Origin of the sequence: Paracoccus albicereus, assembly GCF_024359525.1 — a bacterium.
Classification (GTDB): domain Bacteria; phylum Pseudomonadota; class Alphaproteobacteria; order Rhodobacterales; family Rhodobacteraceae; genus Paracoccus; species Paracoccus albicereus.
The window spans coordinates 584,068-605,211 of sequence record NZ_JAKZEU010000001.1; the positions used below are offsets into that span (position 1 = coordinate 584,068).

At 65.0% G+C, this 21,144-nt stretch carries 16 protein-coding genes; 1 reads left to right on the forward strand and 15 read right to left on the reverse strand.

The window, feature by feature from the left end; genetic code table 11:
• Position 1 precedes the first annotated feature (1 nt).
• The 6 genes from MLD63_RS02920 to MLD63_RS02945 form a co-directional block, all read right to left on the reverse strand.
• The gene (locus MLD63_RS02920) at positions 2-754 is read right to left on the reverse strand and encodes a 3-ketoacyl-ACP reductase (protein ID WP_255328337.1); all 753 of its coding nucleotides are present in this window, start codon (positions 752-754) and stop codon (positions 2-4) included.
• Positions 751-2,217, reverse strand: coding sequence for an FAD-dependent oxidoreductase (locus MLD63_RS02925; protein ID WP_255328338.1), 1,467 nt, complete (start codon positions 2,215-2,217; stop codon positions 751-753). Before MLD63_RS02925 ends, MLD63_RS02920 begins: the two co-directional genes overlap by 4 nt.
• Complete coding sequence (locus MLD63_RS02930; protein ID WP_255328339.1) at positions 2,217-3,335, reverse strand: ABC transporter ATP-binding protein; 1,119 nt, start codon at positions 3,333-3,335, stop codon at positions 2,217-2,219. Before MLD63_RS02930 ends, MLD63_RS02925 begins: the two co-directional genes overlap by 1 nt.
• Positions 3,336-3,338: 3 nt before the next feature.
• A complete protein-coding gene (locus MLD63_RS02935; protein WP_255328341.1) occupies positions 3,339-4,220 on the reverse strand; it encodes a carbohydrate ABC transporter permease in 882 nt (293 codons plus the stop codon).
• Positions 4,220-5,122 carry a carbohydrate ABC transporter permease gene (locus tag MLD63_RS02940; protein WP_255328342.1) on the reverse strand — a complete coding sequence of 301 codons (903 nt, stop codon included), beginning with the start codon at positions 5,120-5,122 and terminating at the stop codon, positions 4,220-4,222. The genes MLD63_RS02935 and MLD63_RS02940 overlap by 1 nt, the downstream gene beginning before the upstream one ends.
• Positions 5,123-5,193: 71 nt before the next feature.
• The gene (locus MLD63_RS02945; protein ID WP_255328343.1) at positions 5,194-6,450 is read right to left on the reverse strand and encodes an ABC transporter substrate-binding protein; all 1,257 of its coding nucleotides are present in this window, start codon (positions 6,448-6,450) and stop codon (positions 5,194-5,196) included.
• A 242-nt stretch (positions 6,451-6,692) separates the two neighbouring features.
• On the opposite strand from MLD63_RS02945, the gene MLD63_RS02950 reads away from it, so the two are divergent.
• Entirely contained in the window at positions 6,693-7,688 is a 996-nt protein-coding gene (locus tag MLD63_RS02950; protein WP_255328344.1) for a LacI family transcriptional regulator, read from the forward strand.
• 11 nt (positions 7,689-7,699) lie between these two features.
• Here MLD63_RS02950 and MLD63_RS02955 read toward each other — a convergent pair whose 3' ends face one another.
• From MLD63_RS02955 to tssK, 9 genes are all read right to left on the reverse strand, one after another.
• Positions 7,700-8,470 carry an enoyl-CoA hydratase/isomerase family protein gene (locus MLD63_RS02955; RefSeq protein ID WP_255328345.1) on the reverse strand — a complete coding sequence of 257 codons (771 nt, stop codon included), beginning with the start codon at positions 8,468-8,470 and terminating at the stop codon, positions 7,700-7,702.
• Complete coding sequence (locus MLD63_RS02960; protein ID WP_255328347.1) at positions 8,467-10,038, reverse strand: acyl CoA:acetate/3-ketoacid CoA transferase; 1,572 nt, start codon at positions 10,036-10,038, stop codon at positions 8,467-8,469. Before MLD63_RS02960 ends, MLD63_RS02955 begins: the two co-directional genes overlap by 4 nt.
• On the reverse strand, positions 10,038-11,036 hold the full coding sequence (locus MLD63_RS02965; RefSeq protein ID WP_255328348.1) for a Gfo/Idh/MocA family protein: 999 nt from the start codon (positions 11,034-11,036) through the stop codon (positions 10,038-10,040). The genes MLD63_RS02960 and MLD63_RS02965 overlap by 1 nt, the downstream gene beginning before the upstream one ends.
• 65 nt (positions 11,037-11,101) lie before the next feature.
• The gene (locus MLD63_RS02970; protein ID WP_255328349.1) at positions 11,102-12,988 is read right to left on the reverse strand and encodes a serine/threonine-protein kinase; all 1,887 of its coding nucleotides are present in this window, start codon (positions 12,986-12,988) and stop codon (positions 11,102-11,104) included.
• The gene (locus MLD63_RS02975) at positions 12,985-13,746 is read right to left on the reverse strand and encodes a PP2C family protein-serine/threonine phosphatase (protein ID WP_255328350.1); all 762 of its coding nucleotides are present in this window, start codon (positions 13,744-13,746) and stop codon (positions 12,985-12,987) included. Before MLD63_RS02975 ends, MLD63_RS02970 begins: the two co-directional genes overlap by 4 nt.
• Positions 13,743-14,474 carry a type VI secretion system-associated protein TagF gene (tagF, locus tag MLD63_RS02980; protein WP_255328351.1) on the reverse strand — a complete coding sequence of 244 codons (732 nt, stop codon included), beginning with the start codon at positions 14,472-14,474 and terminating at the stop codon, positions 13,743-13,745. The genes MLD63_RS02975 and tagF overlap by 4 nt, the downstream gene beginning before the upstream one ends.
• Positions 14,453-18,076: a type VI secretion system membrane subunit TssM gene (tssM, locus tag MLD63_RS02985; protein WP_255328352.1), complete on the reverse strand. Its 3,624-nt coding sequence runs from the start codon at positions 18,074-18,076 to the stop codon at positions 14,453-14,455. Before tssM ends, tagF begins: the two co-directional genes overlap by 22 nt.
• Positions 18,073-19,779 carry a type VI secretion system protein TssL, long form gene (gene tssL, locus MLD63_RS02990; protein ID WP_255328353.1) on the reverse strand — a complete coding sequence of 569 codons (1,707 nt, stop codon included), beginning with the start codon at positions 19,777-19,779 and terminating at the stop codon, positions 18,073-18,075. Before tssL ends, tssM begins: the two co-directional genes overlap by 4 nt.
• On the reverse strand, positions 19,779-21,113 hold the full coding sequence (tssK, locus tag MLD63_RS02995) for a type VI secretion system baseplate subunit TssK (RefSeq protein WP_255328354.1): 1,335 nt from the start codon (positions 21,111-21,113) through the stop codon (positions 19,779-19,781). The genes tssL and tssK overlap by 1 nt, the downstream gene beginning before the upstream one ends.
• Between the last annotated feature and the right edge of the window lie 31 nt (positions 21,114-21,144).

Below are 21,144 nucleotides of genomic sequence, written 5' to 3' on the forward strand. Positions count from 1 at the left end.
TCTACAGCCTTGGAATCGACAATCCGCCATCGGCGGGAATGATGGCGCCTGTGGCGAAGTGCATCTGACCGGTGACGAGAGGACAGACGATCGCACCGATATCGGCCGGCTCGCCCCAGCGGCCGGCGGGCACCAGCCCATCCCCGATAAGCGCGTCGTATTTCGCACTGACGCCTTCGGTCATCGCGGTCCGAATGATCCCCGGACGGACCTCGAAAACGCCGATCCCTTGGGCGGCGAGCCGCGCTGCGAAAGTACGCGCTATCATCGAGGCAGCGGATTTCGAGATGCAGTATTCGGCCCGCTCGACCGAGACCATCTCGGCCGAGACCGAGGTCACGAAGACCAGTGATCGGTAGGTGTCGGCAGGCCGGTCCAGCATCTGTCGTGCCACCGCCTGCGCCAGGAAGAAGGCGCCGCGCAGGTTGATATCCATCGCGAAGTCGAAGTTGTCCGGCGTGATCTGCAGCATGTCGCCGCGGATACGCGCGGGAACACCGGCATTCTGGATCAGGCAGGTGACGGGACCGAGATCGGCTTCGATGCGGTCGAGCAGAGCAGGGATCGCCTCGATCCGGGACAGGTCGTGTTGATAATAGCGGGCGCTGTCACCAAGACTTCTTATGGCCTCGGTCACGTCTTGCGGCGGCCGTTCCGCAGCGATGGCCAGTGCGAAGCCTGCGTCACGCAATGCTTCTGCTATGCCGAGGCCGATGCCCTGCTGTCCGCCGGTGATCAGCGCGACGGGTCTCACGCCGCCTCCGCGATGGCATGGCCCACCCGCAGCGCATGCGCCGCGACGGTCAGCGCAGGGTTCACTGCGGCCGAGGTCGGCAGAACGCTGGCATCCGCGACCCACAGATTCGGATGATCGTGGCTGCGTCCCCACGGATCCACGACGCTGGTGCGGGGGTCGTTGCCCATGCGGGCCGTGCCGCATTGGTGCGAAGGTGTGGCACGATCGAACGGCTTGGACAGCACAATCGGGAATCCTGCCTTGCGCAGCACCGACTTCAGCTTGGCGACCAGCGCGAGATGCGTCTCCCAGTTCGATCGCGGCCAGTTCAAGACGATCTGTTCACCCTTCAGTGTCACCCGACTGTCGGGCGAGGGCAGATCCTCGGACATGGCGTAGAAATCCACCGCGCGATCGGCGATCGGTCCGGCCAGCCAGCCCGGCAACCCGCTAGTGATCTTCAGGATCGGGCGCGAGACCCGACCGAGCAGTTGGATGTTGCCCAGCGGCATGTCGTCCGGCCCGCCGCGCAGGTAGAAGTCGTTCACCATCAGCGTCTTCTGGTAGATCGAGCGGTTGTGCCGCCACGGATGGACCGCCAGCACTGCCGAACAATTGTGGTTCATGAAGTTACGGCCGACCTGATCGGACGAATTCGCCAGGCCCGACGCCAGCAGGATCGCTGCGCTGTTGACCGCGCCTGCAGCCAGCACGACGGTACCAGCCTCGATGAGTTCGGCTTTCCCGTTCCGCTCCACAACTGCCCCCGTGACGTTGCCGTCTTGGTCCGCGACCAGCCGCCGCACCCGTGTCCTCGTTGCCAGCTCAACATTAGAACGTTCCAAAGCCCTGGTGAGCAAAATCGTCTCGGCGTCCATCTTGCCCGACCGCGTATCGGGGAAGCCGTCCCATGGATGCTGCCCGCGTTCCAGCCAGCGCGCGATGTCGACACCCAGCGGCAGTGAGGATGGATGCAGACCGATCCCCCGCAGGCGACGGCGAACGTCGGCGATTTCGGCCTCGTCGGGCACCGGCGGATATGGGTAGGGAGCCGACCGAGGCGGCTCGGTCGGATCCTCGCCAGCCGCGCCGCGAACCTGAAACAACGCCTCGGCGCGCGTATACCATGGCTCGTACTCGTCATAGGTGACCGGCCAACCCGGCGTCTTGCCACCCAGGTGCCGCATCGGACGAAAATCCTCGGCCCGATACCGCAGCAGCACCGCGCCGTAAAATTTGGTGCTGCCACCGACGTAATAGAACATGCGCGCGTTGAAGGGCTTGCCTTCACCGTCCAGCCATTCCTCGGGCGAACGAAAATGGCCTGCGCCGAAGATCGCCTGCGGGTCGCGTGCGTGATCGCTGTCGGGCAATTGCTCGCCGCGTTCGACGATCAGGATCGGTCGACCCGTGTCGGCCAGCGCTGCCGCGACTGTCGCACCGCCCATGCCCGAGCCGATGATGAGAACGTCGGGTTTCATCAGCGGTCGATCCGTTCCTCGGTTTCGGGATCGAACAGGACCGCCTTGTCCATGTTGACGGTGAAGTCGAAATGCGCGCCTGCCCTGGCCTCGGCGTCGGCACGCATCCGGGCGATGCAGTCTTTGCCCGACAGGGTCATCGTCACGAAGGTGTCCGAACCCGCCGGTTCCGTCACTGCGACATCGTTGCCCAGCACCTGCAGATTGCTCGCCCGCCGATCAGCACCTTCCGCATCTGTGATCGCCTCGGGCCGGATGCCAAGGATCACACGCCGTTCAAGATGCGCGCGGACGCCCGCCCCGTCGCGCGACAGTCGCAGCCGCACAGGCCGACCAGAGGCATCCGTGATCTCGGCCGCCAGCGCGCCGTTATCCTCGACGATCTTCGCGGGGATCAGGTTCATCGACGGACTGCCCATGAAGCTTGCCACGAACATGTTCGCGGGGTCGTCATAGACTTCCTTCGCGGTGCCCAGTTGCTGGACGTAACCCTTGTTCATCACCGCGATGCGGGTGGACAGGGTCAGCGCCTCGATCTGGTCGTGGGTGACGTAGACGATCGTCGTCCCAAGCTTCTGGTGCAGCTTCTTGATCTCGGTCCGCATATCGACGCGCAGCTTGGCGTCGAGGTTCGACAAGGGCTCGTCGAACAGGAATACGTCGGGATCCCGAACCAGCGCCCGACCCATCGCGACCCGTTGGCGCTGGCCGCCCGACAGTTGGCCGGGCTTGCGATCCAGCAGGTTCTCGATCTGCAGCAGCTTCGCGACATCGGCCAGCTTGCGGTCGCGTTCCGGTTTGGGGATGCCGTGCATCTCCATTCCGAAGGTCATGTTCTGACCCACGGTCATGTTCGGGTAAAGCGCGTAGGACTGGAACACCATCGCGATGTTGCGCTTGGACGGGTGAACGTCGTTCACGACACGGCCGTTGATCGAGATGTTGCCACCGGTGATGTTTTCCAGCCCGGCGATCATGTTCAGCAGCGTGGACTTGCCGCAACCGGACGGGCCGACGAGGACCAGGAACTCCCCCTCCTGAACGTCGATGTCGACGCGGTGCAGCACCTCGACATTGCCGTAGGACTTGGTGACGTTGTCGATGTCGAGAAAGCTCATGTTCTACCCCTTGACCGATCCGGCCATCAGCCCGCGCACGAAGTAGCGGCCGGCAACGATATAGACGAACAGCGTCGGCAGCGCGGCGAGGATCGCGCCCGCGAAATGAACGTTGTATTCCTTCACCCCGGTCGATGACTGCACAAGGTTGTTCAGCGCCACCGTCATCGGCTGCGCGCTGAGCCCCGCGAAGGACACGCCGAACAGGAAGTCGTTCCAGATGTTGGTGAACTGCCAGATGATGCAGACGACCGCGATGGGGCCGCTGACCGGCAGCATGATCCGCCAGAAGATGCGGAAGAAGCCTGCGCCGTCGATCATCGCGGATTTCACCAACTCGGTCGGGAAGGCGGCGTAGTAGTTGCGGAAATACAGCGTCGAAAAGCCGATCCCGTAGACGACATGGACGAGGATCAGGCCGGGAAGGCTGCCCGACAGGCCCAGCTCGCCCAAGATCCGCGCCATCGGGATCAGCACGATCTGGAACGGGATGAAGCAGGAGAACAGCATCAGGCCGAACAGAATCGTGTCGCCGCGGAAGCGCCACTTGGTCAGGATATAGCCGTTCAGCGCGCCAAGCGCGGTCGAGATTGCGACGGCGGGCACCACCATCAGGATCGAGTTGAGGAAATACGGCTTCAGCCCCGTCGCCTCGACCCCGATCTGCGCCGTCGACCACGCCGACGCCCAAGGCGCGAAGGTCGGGTCCTGCGGCAGCGCCAGCATGTTGCCCGAGGTGATCTCGGACAGCGGCTTCACCGAGTTGATCACCATGATGAAGAAGGGCAGCAGGTAGAACAGCGCGAAGAAGATCAGCACCACGTAGATGAAGGTGCGGGTGATCCTGCCGGTGCGAACCGCGGTGTCCTGCGTGGCGATGGCCATCACGACTTCTCCCGCAGTTCGGCGTAAATGTAGGGCACCATCACTGCGGCGACGCCCATCAGCATGATGACCGCACTGGCCGCGCCGACGCCCATCTGGTTCCGGGTGAAGGTATAGGAATACATGAACGTCGCGGGCAGTTCGGTCGCCCGGCCCGGGCCGCCGCCGGTCAGCGCGATCACCAGGTCGTAGGATTTGATCGCCAAATGCGCGAGGATCACGAAGGCCGACATGAAGGCGGGACGCAACAGCGGGATCACGATACGGCGGTACAGCTGCCAGTTCGAGGCGCCGTCAATCTGCGCGGCTTTCAGCATCTCGTTGTCGATGCCGCGCAGGCCGGCCAGGAACATCGCCATCACGAAGCCTGACGATTGCCAGACCGCGGCAAGCACCAGCGTGTAGATCGCGAAATCGCGGTCCTTGATCCAGCCGAACTTGAAGCTTTCCCAGCCCCACAGATGCATCGTGTGTTCCAGCCCGATGCCGGGGTCCAGGAACCACTTCCACGCGGTGCCGGTCACGATGAAGCTCAGTGCCATCGGATACAGATAGATCGGCCGAAGCACGCCCTCGCCGCGGATTTTCTGGTCAAGGAAGATCGCCAGCGTCAAGCCGATCGCCATGCAGATGACGATATAAAGGCTGGCGAAGATGGCGAGGTTGACCAGCGCCGTGTGCCAGGCGGACAGGCCGAACAGCGTCGCGTAATTGTCGAATCCGACCAGTCCGTAGCTAGGCAGCATCTTGCTGTCGGTAAACGACAGATAGATCGTGAAGACGATGAAGCCGTAGACGAAGATCATTACCGCCGCGATCGACGGCGACAGAACCAGCCTGGGCAGCCAGTCCTGCAACCGGGAACGCAGGTCCGGACCTTCCGCGTGATCGACGCTTGCCATGAACTCTCCCCCCTCACGAACCGCCCGTGACGGCGGTTGGCCGGGCAGGCGGACCCGCCCGGCCGTCGTCGTTATTGAGCGGCTTCGACCGCGTTCACCATTTCTTCGGCTGCCGTCTGGCTGTCGTACTCGCCGTTGAAATGCGCGGTGATGACGTCATACATCGCGTTCTTCACCGCGGCCGGGTTGGCGTGTCCGTGGGCCATCGAGCCCAGAAGATTTCCCGATTCCGACGCGGCGGCGAGTTGTTCCATGCCCTTCTTGGCACAGTCGTCCAGTTCGTCGCCCGAGACGTCGGTGCGCGCAGGCACCGACCCCTTCACCTTGTTGAAGGCGATCTGGAATTCGGGCGATTCGATGGCCGAAGCCATCGCGTTCTGTGCCGCGGTCGCCTCTTCGTCGCTCTGCTGGAACATCACGAACTGGTCGCTGTTGAAGGTCACGAAATCGCCCGTGCCCGGCACCCGGAAGCACAGGAAGTCGGTGCCCGGAACCTTGCCGGCATTGATGAATTCGCCCTTGGCCCAGTCACCCATGATCTGGAACGCGGCTTCGTCGTTGATGACCATGGCCGAGGCGAGGTTCCAGTCGCGGCCCGAGAAGTTGTCATCCACGAATTCGCGCAACTGCGACATCTTGTCGAAGGCCTGAACCATCTGCTTGCCGCCCAGAGCCTCGGGGTCGAGGTCAATCATGGCTTTCTGGTAGAATTCGGCTCCGCCCGTCGCCAGCACGGCGCTGTCGAACATCGTCGCGTCCTGCCAGGGCTGACCGCCATGCGCGAGCGCCACCTTCCCTGCGTCCTTGGCCTTCTGCAGGGCAGCAATGAATTCGTCCCAGGTGGTCGGCTCGGCGATGCCCAGTTCGTCCAGCATCGGCTTGTTGGCCCAGACCCAGTTGGTCGAGTGGACGTTGACCGGCGCGGCGATCCAGTTTTCGCCGGGCTTCGAGAATTTCTGAATCGCGGCCGGGATCACCTCATCCCAGTTCTCTTCGGCGGCGACGTCGTTCAGGTTCGCCAGAACCTCACCCTGGTTCGCCCAGTCGAGGATGTCGAAGCCCAGCATCTGCACGGCGGTCGGCGGGTCGCCGGCGGTCACGCGCGCGCGCAGCGCAGTCATCGCGGCCTCGCCACCGCCGCCCGCGACCGGCATGTCCTGCCAGCCGATGCCCTGAGCTTCCAGGTTTTCCTTGAGGACGTTCAGCGCGGCAGCTTCACCGCCCGCCGTCCACCAGTGCAGAACTTCGACGTCGGCAGCCTGCGCCGCCGCACCGGCAGCCAGACTGATCGCAAGGGCCGACACACCGGCCTTGGCAGAAAATTTCATGGTCTTCCTCCCTTTCGCTGATCCCCGACTCCCCGGGGGATGACAGATTAAAACGTTACAAGACCGTCCCGCGTCAACCGCAAATTCATGGCGGCCATTCCCTGCCCACGTTGACGCTGCGCTCGTTTGTGTCGCTGCATCGCAGCGATCAAAAGCAGTTGTAACGTTGCATGAAACTCGCCTACGCTCGTCTTGATCCCAGACAGAGCCGACCCGTGCCAGACACTGCCGCCCCTTCCACGATGCGCAACCGTGTGACCTTGCGCACCATTGCAGCCGATACGGGGTTGGCGGTGACGACCGTGTCTCGCGCGCTGGCCAACGACCCGCGGATCGCCGCTGCAACGCGCGCGCTGGTGGCCGAGGCCGCCAGTCGGCTGGGCTACGTGCCCGATCGCGCGGCGCAGCGCCTGCGTACCGGGCGCACCAAGGTCATCCAGCTTCTGCTGAACCTCGACCACGAATTCCTCAGCTTCACCCATGAGATGCTGGGCGGCCTTTCCGATTCTCTCGCCGGGACCGGCTATTCGGTGACGCTGTTTCCCGACATTCTCGACCGCGACCGGCTGACCAGTATCCGCCAGATCGTCGAGGGGCGTCTGGGCGACGGCGTGATCTTCAACCGGACCGAGACCTTCGATCCGCGCGTTCGCTACCTGACAGAACAGGGCTTTCCCTTCGTCTGCCATGGACGCACCGAATTCAGCGCGCCGCACCCTTGGGTTGACTTCGACAACGAAGCCTTCGCGCGGCTGGCGGTTCAGCGTCTGCTGGACAAGGGCAGGCGCCGGATCCTGATCGTGCTGCCGCTGGAGAAGTATTCGTTCAGCCAGCATCTGCGCTGGGGTGCGGTCGCAGCGGCGCGCGATGCGGGCGCGACCTGCGAGATCCCGGACGAAGTCAATCTGGATACGCCGCAGGACGAGGTCGCAGCGTGGTTGCGGGCGCGTCTTCGCCAGGAAGACCGGCCTGATGGCATCGTCTGCGTGGGCGAGATCGCGGCGATGATTGCGTTGTCTGCCGTCGCGGATACCGGGCTGGCGATGGGCCGCGATCTGGATGTCGTCGCGAAGCAGGCCAGCGGCGTCTTCGATCTGCTGCGTCCCAAGATCGACATCTTCGTCGAGGATCTGCGCCAGACCGGTCGCGCGATGGGCGAGATCCTGTTGCGTTCGATGGCGGGCGAGGATCCGGCCGGGCTGCAGGTGCTGCTGCCGCCGCGTCAAAGCTTCACCTGACCCGCGACCGATCATCGCCCGGTGAACACCGGTTGGCGCTTGTCCGCGAATGCGGCCACGCCCTCGGCCTTGTCGTCGCTGGCGGCGATCATTCCGCTGCCCAAGGCCTCGATCATCGCAGCGCGGTCCTCACCGACGGCGGCGTGGATCATGTATTTCGCGGTCTCGGTCGCGCGGGGTGAGGTCTTGCGGAGGTGTTCAGCGATCTGCAGCGCGATGGAAAGCGGATCGTCCGAGACTTCGGCGACGAAGCCGCAGGCGAATGCCCGCTCGGCGTTCAGCCGACGCCCGAACAGCGTCATTTCCTTCAGGACCGGTTCGGGCAGCAGGCGCGTCAGCCTTTGGGTGCCTGACCAGCCTGGTACGATGCCGACTTGGGTCTCGGGCAGCGCCAGCGTTGCGGTTGGCGCGATGACCCTGATGTCGCAAGCGGCGGCCAGTTCCAGCCCGCCGCCGAAGGCATGGGCGCCGATCACCGCGATGGTCGGTTTCGACAGCCGCGCCAGTCGGTCGAAGACGCGATGGCCGTCACGCACCCAGTGCCGGGCAAAATCGGCGGGCGACAGATCCGCCCAAGCCTTGATGTCGGCCCCCGCACAGAAGGCGCGCGAGGGCTCAGCCGTCAGAAGCACCGCGCGAATTGTGCGGTCGCGCTCGATCGCGTCGCAATGGACAGCCAGATCGTCCAGCATCGCCGATGTGAAGGCATTCAGCTTGGCGGGATTGTCCAGCCGCAGCTTTGCGACACCCGCGTCGCGGTCGAGATGGACGCGGCCGCTCACAACGCCAGTTCCATCGGGTCTTCGGACAGCAGCGACAGCGGCATCGTGGTGGCGTTTTCGGCGACCGTCACGCGTCCTTGAGAGGCGGCCGCGATGTCGCGCGCGGGGTCGATCCCCGGCATGATCTCGGTCGCGACCAACCCTTCAGGCGTCAGTCGGATCACGCAGCGTTCAGTGATGTAGAGCACATCCTGCCCGGTCTCGACCGCGCGGCGGCCCGAAAAGGTGACGTGCTCGACCTCGTTCACCATCTTGGTGAATTTGCCCGGTTTCGTGATCCGCAGCCCGTCCGGTGCCAGGTCGAACTCTGCCGCCGCCTCGAAGAAGCCGGAGAAAACGATCTTGCGAGCGTTGGCCGTGATGTCGACGAAGCCGCCGCAGCCTGCCGTCAGGTAGGGTTTCTTGCCCAGTTTCGAGACGTTGACGTTGCCCTGCCGATCGACCTCTAGGAAGGACAGGAACGACATGTCGAAGCCGCCTCCCTGGAAATAGCTGAACTGGTTCGGCGAGGGCACGAAGGCATGCGCGTTGGAGGCGCAGCCGAAGGCGAAGCCGGTCAGCGGCATGCCCCCGACGGCGCCCTGCTCGATCGCCCAGGTCACCGCCTGCGGATGGCCCGCCTCCAGCAGGATGCGCGGCACCATCGCCGAGATTCCGAAGCCCAGATTGGCCGTCTGCCCGCGCCGCAATTCCATCGCGGCCCGGCGCGCGATCACCTTCTCGACCCCGTGTTCGGCCAGCGTGAAGCTGTCCCAGGGCCGCATGATCTCGCCCGAGATGGCGGGATCGTAGTCGGTTTCCGTCGTCTGGCGCTGGTCGGGCGCGACCACGATCAGGTCGACCAGATGGCCCGGGACATGCACGTCGTGTGGCCGCAGGCTGCCCGCCGCGGTGACCCGCTTGACCTGTGCAATGACGAGGCCGCGGTGATTACGCGCGGCGATGGCTTGATCGAGCCCGCCCAGATACGCGCCTTCATGTTCGTAGGTCAGGTTGCCATGCTCGTCGGCGGTGGTGGCGCGGATGATCGCGACATCCGGCACGATGTTTGGGAAATGCAGCCAAGTCTCGCCCGCGAAATCGTGGCGATGAACGATCGGATGCGCCGCGGCGGCTGCATTCATCGCGCAGCCCTGCCGGATCGGATCGACGAAGGTGTCCAGACCGACGCGCGTCAGCACGCCCGGCCGCCGCGCCGCAACGTCGCGATGCATGTCGAACATGATCCCCGACGGCACGTTGTAGGCCAGCACGCGATCCTCGACGATCATCTTCCAAATTTCTGGCATTTCCAGCGAGGACGGGCCCGAAGGGTATGATCCGCCGAGGATGCGGCTCAACAGACCGTCTTTTGCGATGTGATCGATGCCCTTCACGCCGTACATGTCCCCCGCGGCGATCGGATGCAGCGTCGTCAGATTGCGCGGGTGGCCCTCGGCGTCGAACCGCGCGCCGATCGCTGCCAGCACCGCGTCCGGGCAGCCGAGTGCCGAGGACGACGACACCGTGACGACCGCGCCATCCGCGATCCGTGCGGCAGCCTCGGCGGCGGTGACGATCTTACCCATCAGAAGCCTCCGTAATCGACGTCGGTGCGCCGACCGCTTTCCGCGGCGGCGGCGACTGCCTTTGCCACGGCCAGCGAGGCGATCCCATCGCGGCCATCGGCGGCAGGCGCGCCCTTGCCTGCCACGGCATCGATGAACAGCCCGACGGCCCGCGCATACAGATCGTGCTGATCGAACGGCACGGTTTCCGCGCCCGCCTCCGTCACCAGTGTCACCTCACCAACCGGGTTCTGCGTCATCACGCCGCGCGCGTGGATCGAACCTTTGGTGCCGTGGATTTCGACGCCAGTGGCCGCGTGGCGATGGGTGAAGCTTTCATGCGCCATCACCTGAGCGCCGGACCGCATCTCCCAGACCGACATCACGCTGTCCTCGACCCCTTGCCCCATTCCTGATCCTGTAGACATCGCGACGACCGAAACAGGGTCTTCGCCCAGATGGAAGCGCACGGTATCGGCGTCGTGAACGGTGATATCCGGGATCACGCCACCACCAGCGGCTGGATTGTCTATCCGCCAGCCTTGAAGATGCGGCGGCAGATGAACCGCATGGAAGATCCGCAGGCTGAGGATGTCGCCCAACCGCCCCGACTGCACGAGGTCCCGTATTGCCAGATGGCTGCCGGCGTTGCGCAGATGATGGTTCGTGGCGAAGACCAGACCGGCATCGGCGGCGGCCCTGACCATCGTCACGGCATCGGTGACATCCATTGCGAGTGGCTTTTCACAAAGAACGTGCTTTCCTGCCGCGATGGCCGCCATCGCCTGTGCAAAATGCTTATCGTTCGTGGTCGAGATGTAGACCGCGTCGAGGTCGTCATCGTCCAACATCTTGTCCAGATCGGTGTGGCCGAACTCGATCTGGTGTTCGGCCGCGTAAGATTTCGCGCGATCGGGATCGCCGCTGAGGACCGAGCGGATTGTGCCGCCATTCGCCCTGAAAGCGCCGATCATGTGCGCAGCCGCAATGTTGCTCGCGCCAACCAGACCCCACCGCATACAAACCTCTTCTGGATCGTTCCAATACCTTCTAGAACGTTCCAATGGAGGAGTCAACCAGACGCTTAGCTTGTCGCTTCGAGAGTGAACATCGCAATGTCGGCGCTGGCGTAGCCGCCGGCGGCGGTGATCTCATTCAAGACGCGGCTCAGAAGTTCGTTGGCTGGCGCTCCGGACGCGGCGACCGCGGGTGCGATCAAGGGCTCACGACTGGTCAGGGCGATGATCAGTTGCGGCGACGGGCCGTCTGTCACTTGTTCCGCCATGCCGAAGCTGAAGACGAAGGATCCATCAGCCTGCGCGATTGCGCGCGACGACAGGTCATGGATTCCGCCCCCCGGCTCGACCAGGAACAGCCACAGCGGTCGGCCACGCGCTTCGCGAAGACGGCCCGCGATGGCACCGCCGGCAGTCATGCGGTCGCTGTCCAATGACAGGATAGGCGGTGCCTCGGCCCTCCCCTGCAATGTGCGCACGAAGTCTAGCGCGGCGCATTGCCCCGCTGCAATGCGTCCCGTCGTGATGTCGGGCGCGGCACCGAAACGCTCTGCGAAGGCTTTGGCCAACCCGTCCGTCTCAACGTCGCGGTTGGAAAGAACGGAAAGCGTCGGCGTTGCGAGACCCGTCACGCTTCGCTGGACGAGCGTGCAGGGTCCAAGGTCGAAGCCCGCAAGAAAACCCGCCTCGGTTTCGATGTCTCGCCCTGGCAACGTGGTCGCCTGCTGATCTTGCGCTATCGGTGTGGTCGTTTGTGGCGGCGCGTCGGGTTTCAGATTGAGCACCACCAGTCCACCAAACGCCAGCGCAGCGACAGCGCCGGTCGCCGCCAGTGTGCGTCGCCGGTTCTTCCGACGCGGTTCGGGCGCGTCGATCGTGCCCTCCCGAGCCACGGGGCGCAGAGGCTCACGCGGCGCGCCGGTCAGCGAAGGCAAGGATCCGCCCCCGCCCCTGATGGGTGCCGCACTCGTCTCGCCCCACAGGGGGTGGCGGAAGGCGAGTGGAATCCGTGTTGGATCGAGTGCCATATCAGCGACCTCGCCCATATCGTGTGGCCGCATCGCGGGGTCAGGCTGCAGCATGTATTGCAGCAGCGGATAGACTTCGTGGGGCAGGCCGCTGAGGTTCGGCAACCCGCGCCGCGCGGCCGCTGCCTCTTCGGCAGAGCCACCCATCGGCAGGGGGTCGCCGCGCAGGACCGCCGCGATCATCAGCGCCATGCCGTAGATGTCCGCGCGCGGACCGACCTCGCCGCCGAAATGACCGATCTGTTCCGGCGATACGTATTTGTACTTGCCGGCGAACCGCCCGGCGAGTTGCCCTTCGGACATGTCGGCCGCGCGCGCAATTCCGAAATCGATGATGACCGGGTCGTCGATCTTGTCTTGTCGCAACATCACGTTGTCGGGCGACAAGTCGCGATGGATCACCCCCCGGGCGTGGGCCTTTTCAAGCCCGCGCGCCAGACGTGCCATCAGGCGCAGCGCATCCTGTGCGCGCAGCGGTCCGTTCACATCGACATGATCCCACAGCGTGGTTCCGTCGATGAACTCCATGATCAGGCAATAGCGCCCAAGCCCGTCGTCTAGGACGAAATTGTGGTAGCGCACCAGCGCATCGTCGTTCAGTTGGCCAAGTATGCGCGCCTCGCGCTTGAAGAGCGCGATGATCCCCTCGTCTCGCGCCAAGGTCGGAAGGACGATCTTCACCGCGACAGGATCGCCGGTGAAGATGTTCTCGGCGCGATAGACCTCGCCCATGCCGCCCTGCGACAGCATCGCGCGGACGCGGTAATTGTTGTTGATCAGGCTGCCGGTCGTCACGGGCTGCGGTGCGGGTTCTGCCGGTCGCGTGGCGATGCGTGTGCGGTCGTCGACTTGGGATGCTGCGTCGTGCTGCGGCGATGGCACCAGTCGTGTCCGGTCGTCATCGTCCTCGACGGGCGGGCGGGTCAACGGCTGCCTCCCGGTTCACCCCCGTTCGCCCGGCAGCGGACGACGACGACGGTGACATTATCGCGGGCACCGCGCGCCAGCGTTTCGGCGATCATTGCGCGAGCCGACGTTTCTGCATTTCCGTCGCCCAGCAACTCGGCAATTTCGTCGTCCTCCAAATGTTCGGTCAGCCCGTCGCTGCACAGAAGGAAGCTGTCGCCGTCGTCGACCATGCCGGTCACCATCTCGGTCCGCGGCGTCCGATAGATCCCGATCGCACGGGTGATGACATTCTTCCGGGGCCAGTGCCGCGCTTCTTCGGCATCGATCGATCCGGCTGACAGAAGCTCCTGCACCTCGGAATGATCCGTGGTGAGCCGCGACAACCGGCCCTTGCGCAGCAGATAGATGCGACTGTCCCCCGCCCACAGACAGGTAAAGCCGCTTTCGTGGATCATCAGTGCCGCGAGTGTCGTGCCGACCGTTGCGTGGCCCAACTGGTCCGAGTGGGTCTGGATACGGTTGTGGGCGCGCGTGACCCGCTCGGACACACGCGCCCGCAGATCCTGGGCCGAGACGGGGACGCCAACCGTCTCCAGCTCTTCGGCGAGAATCTGGCTCGCCACGTCACCGGCATGGTGCCCGCCCATCCCGTCGGCGACCATCCAGACCCCGGCTGACGGCAATGTCAGGAAGCTGTCCTCGTTGTGATCGCGCACGCGCCCCGTGTCGGTGGCCCCGGCGCTGTCGAAACTGAAGCCCTCGCTATCTCCGGTCATCCGATGGAATCCCTCATCGCGGAAGCCGGTGCGTCGTCCGCGGCGGCGACCCCGGTCAGCAGCCAGGCCAGCGTCTGAGCATCGGGAAGACCGTCGCAGGCGGCCACCATTGCGGCGCGATCCGCCGAGGAGGCGGTCCACCAATAACTGCGCGACAGGGTCGCGCGTGCGTAATCGGTCGACGCGAGCTGGTCCAGAAAGGTCCCGGCGCCCAGATCGGGGTTAGCGGCCCAAAAGGTCGGCGGTTCGACCGCGGGCAACGGATCGATGTTGGTCAGGGTCAGCGCATCGGCAATTGTCGCATCATCGAGCAGGGCAGAGGTCAATAGCGCCTCGGCCGCGTCATGAAGATCCTGCCTGCTGTCCAGAACGGGCGCGCTTCGGTCAGTCTCGGCGATCAGCATCAGCGGATAGCGCCTGCCGACACGGTCGCGGCTTGCAGACAGGACCCCTAGCAGAGAGGCGGACCGTATAATCGAACCGCCGATCCAGAACCGCACCGGAAACGCGTTGTCCCAACGCCCTTCCCAATCCGCACCCAACAGGTCCCTCGTTTCGGTCAGCGTCGAGTCGAGCCATGGAATGACATGGTCGCGGCAGGCATCTGGCAGGCGGGCGGACAGGAAATCGCCATGCGCAGGGTGCTTTCCCCACAGGCCCCATTCTCGCCAAGGGCAGCCGGAACCGTCCGGCCCCGTCATTGCCGTCAATCCAGGCTCTGCGGGCATTCGAACTCTCGCAATTCGGCCATGGTAAAAGGGTTCTTCACGGCGTTGATGGTGAAATCGTAGGTGATCGAGCGTCCGCCGATGGTGAAGGTCGCGCGCAGCACATCTCCGTTCTGGCTGCGTGCGCTGGCCGAGCCCAGAAAATCGATCAGCGTCCATGGACTGCCGTCGAACCGGATCGCCGATTGCCGATCGAGCGCCGGCGAAAGCTGCAGCAGCGTCGAGGTGCCGGTGCCCGGCCATGTGATCGTGCGCGGCATCGATCCTGTGACGGTCGGCACCAGCGCATCGTTGATCGCCAGCAGGGCGCTTTCGATGCTCGGATGCGCGTCGACCTGCGCCACTGTGATCGAGACCTCGGGCGTGGTGCCGCCGCTGGCGAAAAAAGCCTGCCGGATCGCTTCGGCGCGCTGGAATTGCAGCAACGTGCCGCTGGACAATTGTTGCGTGATCTCCTGATCGCTGCGCCAGACCAGACCGTTCTCGGTGCGCTCGACCAGCGGGTCGAGGTATTCGGTGAAGAACGCGTCCATGTCACCGCCCGGTCCGAAGAAACGCGCGAAATTGTCGATCGACAGGCTGCGGCCCGAGCGCCGGAAGGGATAGGCAGAGGTGATGTTCTCGCGGCAAAAGAACGTGATCCGGTCAGCCAGCGCGCGGTTCATCTGCTCGACGCTGGCATCGGTCGCGCCCTTCTGAAAATCCGCCTCGGCCTCGTTCACCAGACCGGCCAGCGGCTCGGGCAACTGGCTGTTGTACTGGGTCAGGCTGTTCAGCAGCGTGGGTAGCACCGCCGCCGACTGATCGGGGTTCGATTCCGCCAGGCGAAGGTTCTCCCAAAGCGCGCCAAGATTCCCAAGCAGCGTATCGACCGGACGCTCGCCCGGTTCGCCGCGCAGGATGTCATGCCAGCGCGCGAAATCCTCGGCGATCAACTCAATCGGCCGGGTCACACTGTCGGCTTCGGCACTGCCGCCCGTGACCCGGCTGCCGACCTTGGTGTTGTTCGCCGCCGCATCCATCAGGATGCGCTGGACGCCGCTGGACCTGCTGCGCACGCGGCCCAATACCGCTTGCCCGACATCGCCGGCGGCCCCTTCGGCACCGCCACCGCCGCCGTTGCCGGCCAATGAATCGGGCGTCAGGCCATCGAGCCCCTCGAATTCGCGCGTCAGACGCGTCTGGTCGTCCACCGCCTTGACCAGCATCAGGATCGGTGAGGCGGATGCAGAAGCGGCGGCACCCAATACCTCGTATCGCGGCGGATCGCCCGCCAGCGCATTCAGCGTGAGGTTGGTCAGAACGCGATCCCATGCCGCCTTGAAATCGGCCCGGTACCGGTCCAGCAGATCGCGGTCCAGACGTGCCAGACGCTCGTCGATCTCGGCACGGTCGGCCATGTCGCCCAGCACCCACTGATCGGCACGCAACCGCTCGCCCACGACTTCCAGCTCAGGGTAGAAATAGGACCAGAAACCCTCGTAGGTGAACATGGCGGGTACGGTCTGGCTGGCCAGTTCGGCGCCGTCGCGGGTTTCCAGCACCATCGCACCATTGGGGGCTGTCGCTTCGGCCAGTGACCAGTCTGGCAGACCGCTGGCGGCGACGCCCTCGCGCAGGATCGCATAGGCCTGATCGTCCAGCGGCAGTTGCGCCAGCGCGGCGCGGGCGGCATCGACGGTCGCCTGATCGATCTCAACCAGCAGATTGCGGGTGTCGTCGAGCCGCAGCATGGCGGCCAGATGCGCCGCCAGCCGTTCGCGCATATCCACCCCGGTGCGACCGGGATAGCTGTTGCGCCAGCTTTCTGCGAACCACGCGCCGATCGCCTCATCATCCTTGCTTTCGCCCTCGCCGCCCAGAAGCAGGTAGACCTTCAGCGCGCGGTAGACGCGGGTGGTGTCGCCATCCGCGATGATCTGCGGCATCGCCTGTTCCAGGTCGAGGATCATCCGCGGGCGCAGCATCCGCTCCAGCGCGTCTGAGTAGGCATCGGTCGCCGCCCGCCGCATCCGTTCACGCTGCGACAGGCCGAAGGTCTCGGATTTCGTGGTGCGTTCGCTGTCGCCATAGCCCGCGGGCATCCCGCGCAGGCGGTCCAGTAGCGGCAGGACCGTCGACAGGTCGGGATCGGTCACGATCTCTCGATCGATCTCATCGACGCCGATGCGGGCATAGGCCTGCGTATCAGCAGCAGCGGTCCTGACAAGGGTCGCGTTCTTCCAGTAGCTGATCCCGAAGGCCGACAGCAGGCCAAGACCGACGATGCCGATCGCGGCAAAAGATGCCGCGCGGATGATCTGCGACCGGCGCACCGCCTTGCGGTCCAGACTGACCCAGCCCTGTTCGGCGAAGATCACACGCCGCAGCAGGTCATGCAGGAAGAAGCTTTTTCCGCGCCCCGACATGAAGGCGGGCTGGAAGCCCTGCGCCGCGCCGACGGGGTTCAGCGCGCCCAGCACCTGGTCGACCGGCGTGCCCTCCTGCGTGCCCGAGGTGAAGTAGAACCCTCGCAGGATCGCGTTCGACTTGTAGCGCGTCGGCTCGAAAATGCGGCGCAGGAAGCCCGCGACATTGTCGCGCAGCAGCGACATCTGACCGGGCAGGCCAAAGATCGCGATGCGAGAGATGCCGTCGGGCTCCTCGGACAGGCGGTCGATCACCTCGTCGGACAGACGCGCCACCAGCCGATCGAATTCGGCCGGCACAGCTTCATGCGTATCGGCCTTGCGATCCTCGGTCTGGAAAGTCGTGCCCCAAACCACCTTGCGGCGGTTGAGGCTGAACGAGGCGAAATATTCGCGAAAGCCCGCAATCAGGTCGGCCTTGGTGAACAGGACATAGACCGGGAAGTCGACCTTCAGAACCTCGTGCAGTTCGGCCAGACGTGCGCGGACCGTATCGGCGTGATGGGCCAGCGCGCTTTCATCGCCCTCCATCAGCAGATCGACCGGGAACGCCAGCAGGACACCGTTGATCGGCTGGTTCGGACGCGATTTCTTCAGCAGGTCGAGGAAAGCCTGCCAGCTCGCCTTGTCCGCCTCGGCCTGGCTGTCCTGAGTGGTGTAGCGCCCGGCGGTGTCGATCAGCACTGCTTCTTCGGCAAACCAGAAATCTGCATAGCGCGTGCCGCCGAAGCCCGCGACGGCCTCGGGCTTTGTCAGAGGGAAGTCGAGACCGGAATTGGCCAAAGCCGTCGTCTTGCCCGCGCCGGGCGGGCCGATGATGACGTACCACGGCAGGTCATAGAGGTAGGCGGCCCCACCGGATTTCTTCAGCGTGGCAAGCGCCTGTTCCATCCGCTGCGCGAGTTCGGCACCGTCGCCGACCGGCGCTTCGGGGATCAGCGCCGCCTCGATCGCGCGCGCGGCGCGCACCCGCTGACGCCAGCGCCACAGAACGATCGCCAGCGTGATCGCCAGCACGCCACTGATCAGGACAAGCCTCGGTGCCACGCCCGCGACCCGGCTCCAGCCGGTCATCGGCAGTCCGAACCAGATCGCCGCGATCAGCGCGACAATTCCAAGGGTCGTCAGCAGCACCCGCATCCACGGGTTGTTGCGATTGCGAAGGCGGGGAAGGGGCAGGCCGAACAGCCTCAATACGTGCCCTCCCGCGCCAGCATGATCTCGACCCTGCGGTTGGCGGCCTGACCCTCGGGTGTCGCGTTGTCGGCGACGGGATCGGCCTCTCCCCTGCCGTCGACGGTGATGCGCGCCGGATCATCGATGCTGGCGGCCAGCGCGTCGCGGACCGATTCCGCGCGGGCGAGCGACAGGTCCTCGTTCGTCTTGAACTGACCGCGACCCGACATGGGCACGTTGTCGGTATAGCCCTGGATCAGCACCGGACCGCCTTCTGCGTCCAAGACTTCGGTGATGCGCTGCGCCATGGGCGCAAATTCAGGCTTCACCTCGAAGGCCGCGCTGTCGAACAGTTGCAGGTTGCCCACGCGGACATAGATGTAATCGCCCTTCTCGCCCACCTCGACCAGACCTTGATCGATCTCTGGCGCAAAGGCTGCGCGAACCCGGTCCAGTTGAGTGTCCGGCGCTTCGTAGACTGGCCCCGGCTGTCGCTCCAGCGCGACGGTGACGTTGCCGGGATGGAGGTTCCGCAGCACCTCGGCCGCCTGCGCGCCGTCGCGATTGATCAGCGTGGACAGGACCGCATAGGCACCGACCAGCACCAGCGCGGTGACGCCCAGCACGGCCGGGATGGAGATCGCGCCGAAGCGCCGGCCCTTCCCTTGCACCACCGGTGTCCAGACGACCGAGATGTCCTCGTCGGGGCGCGGCTGAACGCGGCGCAGCGTCTCGTAGATCGCGTGGCGGATGCGCGACAGCTCTACGGCGCCGCCCGGCATGGTGCGGTACTGCCCCTCGAAGCCCAGCGACAGGCCAGTCAGGATCAGCTCCAGCAGATGATAGTTCTGACCGGGCGCCTGCATCGCCTTTTCGGTTTCCTGAAAGAAGCCCACACCGGAATCGCGCTTGCCGAAGAACCGCGCGACCATCGAATATTGCAGCCAGTCGCCCCGGTCGGCGCCGGGCAGGTTCTGCACGATGTCGTCAGCCGTGCCTGACAGGATGTATTTCCCGACCGCCGCCTGATGCGGATCGACGCCCGATGCCAGGGCGTCACGTTCGAACTGGTCGATGGCGCGGGTGACGTGGTCCATCAGGGGGCCGGCCTCCATCTCGACCAGTCCGGTCCTCAGCCGGCCGAGCAGGATCAGGACGCTGGCTGCAGCGGCGAGCATCGGGTTGGTGCTGGCCCCTTTCCCAAGGGCCGTTTCCTGCAATGCCTGATGCAGAGGAATGCGAGGACCGGAAATCGGTGCAGGTACGGGCCGATCGCGAGGAATGTCAGGGAAAAAGCCGCGTTCCTGACCGGGCGCTTGGCCGATGCCGTGATGGGCCCCGTGCCATTGACCCTGCGGCGGTCTCCTTGACGAATAGTCCGCCGGGTAATTCGGTTGCGGCTGCACCGGCCCGCCCAGCCACGTGTTGCCTGATGGGCTGTGCGGTTGCGCCCAGCCCGGACCGGGAGGACTTGGTTGTACCGGTTGAGACCAGCCTGGAACTTCCCGTTGGGCCGGATCGTCGAAGGGCGATGCCGAGGGTGACCCGCCGACCGCACGGTCCGGTGGCGGTGCACCGGGACCACCGATCACGGTGCGCTCGTCCTGTCGCCGTGACGGCTGCGACGATGCGCCGGGCTCTCGCGTGCGCTCATCGCGCGGACCGCGGGGCGGTGTCGGTCCGCCAAAGACCGTCCGGTCGTCGTCGCGGCCTGCCGCCATCAGCCCTTCTCCGGGATCGCCCACAGCTCCAGCTTGAGCTCGGGCCAGTCACCGGCGAAATGCATCCCGATCGCGGGTGCGGTGGAAAACTCACGCCACAACGGCACGTTCTTTTCCAGCCGGAAATAGACGTTCGAGGACAGGACCCGGATCTGCCGCGGCGGGTTCGGCAGATGCTGCAGCGGGATGCCGGGCAGGTTGTTGTTGACGATCTCGTTCATGCGCGTGTTCGGCCCGACCTTGCACAGCTCTGGGAACTGGCTTTGCACCTGACCCAAGGGCTTGGCGCTTTCGACCTCGATCACGAAGCTCGCTTCGCGGAAGAGGTTTCGGTCGCTGACCTGAGCCAGGTAGGAATTCTGCCGCACCTGACGCAATGGCAGGCGGATCGCGCGACCGATGTCGCGGCTCAGCAGGCGCTGAATGTCCTGCACGACCGGGTTGAAGCTGCTGCGCGGATCGCCGTGGTCATAGGCGGGATATTTGGGCGCCAACCGCGACCCGTCGTCGAAGGTCGCAAGTTCGCAGGCCAGACCGACCAGCCTTTCGTAAAGCTGTTCAGGGTGGACGGCATTCATGCCATTCAGGTGACGCAGCACACCGATCTCGCGGTTGAGACACATCAGCATCAGGTAATCCGACGCCTGCATTCCGCCGCCGGCGGATGGATCGCTGGCATAGCGCGCCAGCGTTTCCAGCCGCGCCTCGATCCAGCCGATCACCCGAGTCAGCCAGCCCGCGACCTGCGGGTGTGCGGCCAGGACCAGTGCTGGCGGCGGCAGGGTGTCGTCCAGCGTCACCACGCCGTCGCGTACCTCGGCGATGCGGGCCAGGCGCAGGTTCTGGTAGCCGGCACGCGGTGTCTTGCGGACAGTCAGTTCCAGTCGCGGAACCGCCAGTTCCAGCACCTGTTCCAATCGCGCGGAGGAAGCGCTGTCGCTGACCGTTTCGGCCACCACGCCCCAACGCGTGGGCGCGGATGTGTCGTCCAGCGGGGCGAGATCGCGGGTGTTGGGCGCGGCGTCGGGAAGGCTGAGCCAGACGAAACTGCCAGCCGCGTCGTCCGGCACTTCGACTGCGGTCGGAAGCGGTCCAGAACCCGGTGCGTCGAAGGGCATGCCGTCGGGCATGATGCCCGCAATCCGACGCAGCCCGATCCGTCCTTGCTGAGCCATGTCGCGATCGATCTGCATCTCGATCACGCCCCAGGGATAGCGGGTGATGATACCGGTGCGGCCCCTGACGAGGTTTTCAACCCAGCGGTCGGCCTGCTGCAGGTGATGGGGCTGCAGGAACAGCCCCTCCTTCCAGGCGACCTTGCTGAACCAGGACATGCCGCTCCTCGCCGAAAACGTGCCGCGCGCT

What these genes read in the sequence shown, in the direction of transcription:
- MLD63_RS02935 (WP_255328341.1), bottom strand. Translation starts at nt 4,220, where the DNA reads ATGGCCATCGCCACGCAGGACACCGCGGTTCGCACCGGCAGGATCACC.
- tssL (WP_255328353.1), bottom strand. Translation starts at nt 19,779, where the DNA reads ATGGCGGCAGGCCGCGACGACGACCGGACGGTCTTTGGCGGACCGACA.
- MLD63_RS02950 (WP_255328344.1), top strand. Translation starts at nt 6,693, where the DNA reads ATGCGCAACCGTGTGACCTTGCGCACCATTGCAGCCGATACGGGGTTG.
- tagF (WP_255328351.1), bottom strand. Translation starts at nt 14,474, where the DNA reads ATGCCCGCAGAGCCTGGATTGACGGCAATGACGGGGCCGGACGGTTCC.
- MLD63_RS02965 (WP_255328348.1), bottom strand. Translation starts at nt 11,036, where the DNA reads ATGCGGTGGGGTCTGGTTGGCGCGAGCAACATTGCGGCTGCGCACATG.
- MLD63_RS02940 (WP_255328342.1), bottom strand. Translation starts at nt 5,122, where the DNA reads ATGGCAAGCGTCGATCACGCGGAAGGTCCGGACCTGCGTTCCCGGTTG.
- MLD63_RS02975 (WP_255328350.1), bottom strand. Translation starts at nt 13,746, where the DNA reads ATGACCGGAGATAGCGAGGGCTTCAGTTTCGACAGCGCCGGGGCCACC.
- MLD63_RS02960 (WP_255328347.1), bottom strand. Translation starts at nt 10,038, where the DNA reads ATGGGTAAGATCGTCACCGCCGCCGAGGCTGCCGCACGGATCGCGGAT.
- MLD63_RS02945 (WP_255328343.1), bottom strand. Translation starts at nt 6,450, where the DNA reads ATGAAATTTTCTGCCAAGGCCGGTGTGTCGGCCCTTGCGATCAGTCTG.
- MLD63_RS02925 (WP_255328338.1), bottom strand. Translation starts at nt 2,217, where the DNA reads ATGAAACCCGACGTTCTCATCATCGGCTCGGGCATGGGCGGTGCGACA.
- MLD63_RS02930 (WP_255328339.1), bottom strand. Translation starts at nt 3,335, where the DNA reads ATGAGCTTTCTCGACATCGACAACGTCACCAAGTCCTACGGCAATGTC.
- tssK (WP_255328354.1), bottom strand. Translation starts at nt 21,113, where the DNA reads ATGTCCTGGTTCAGCAAGGTCGCCTGGAAGGAGGGGCTGTTCCTGCAG.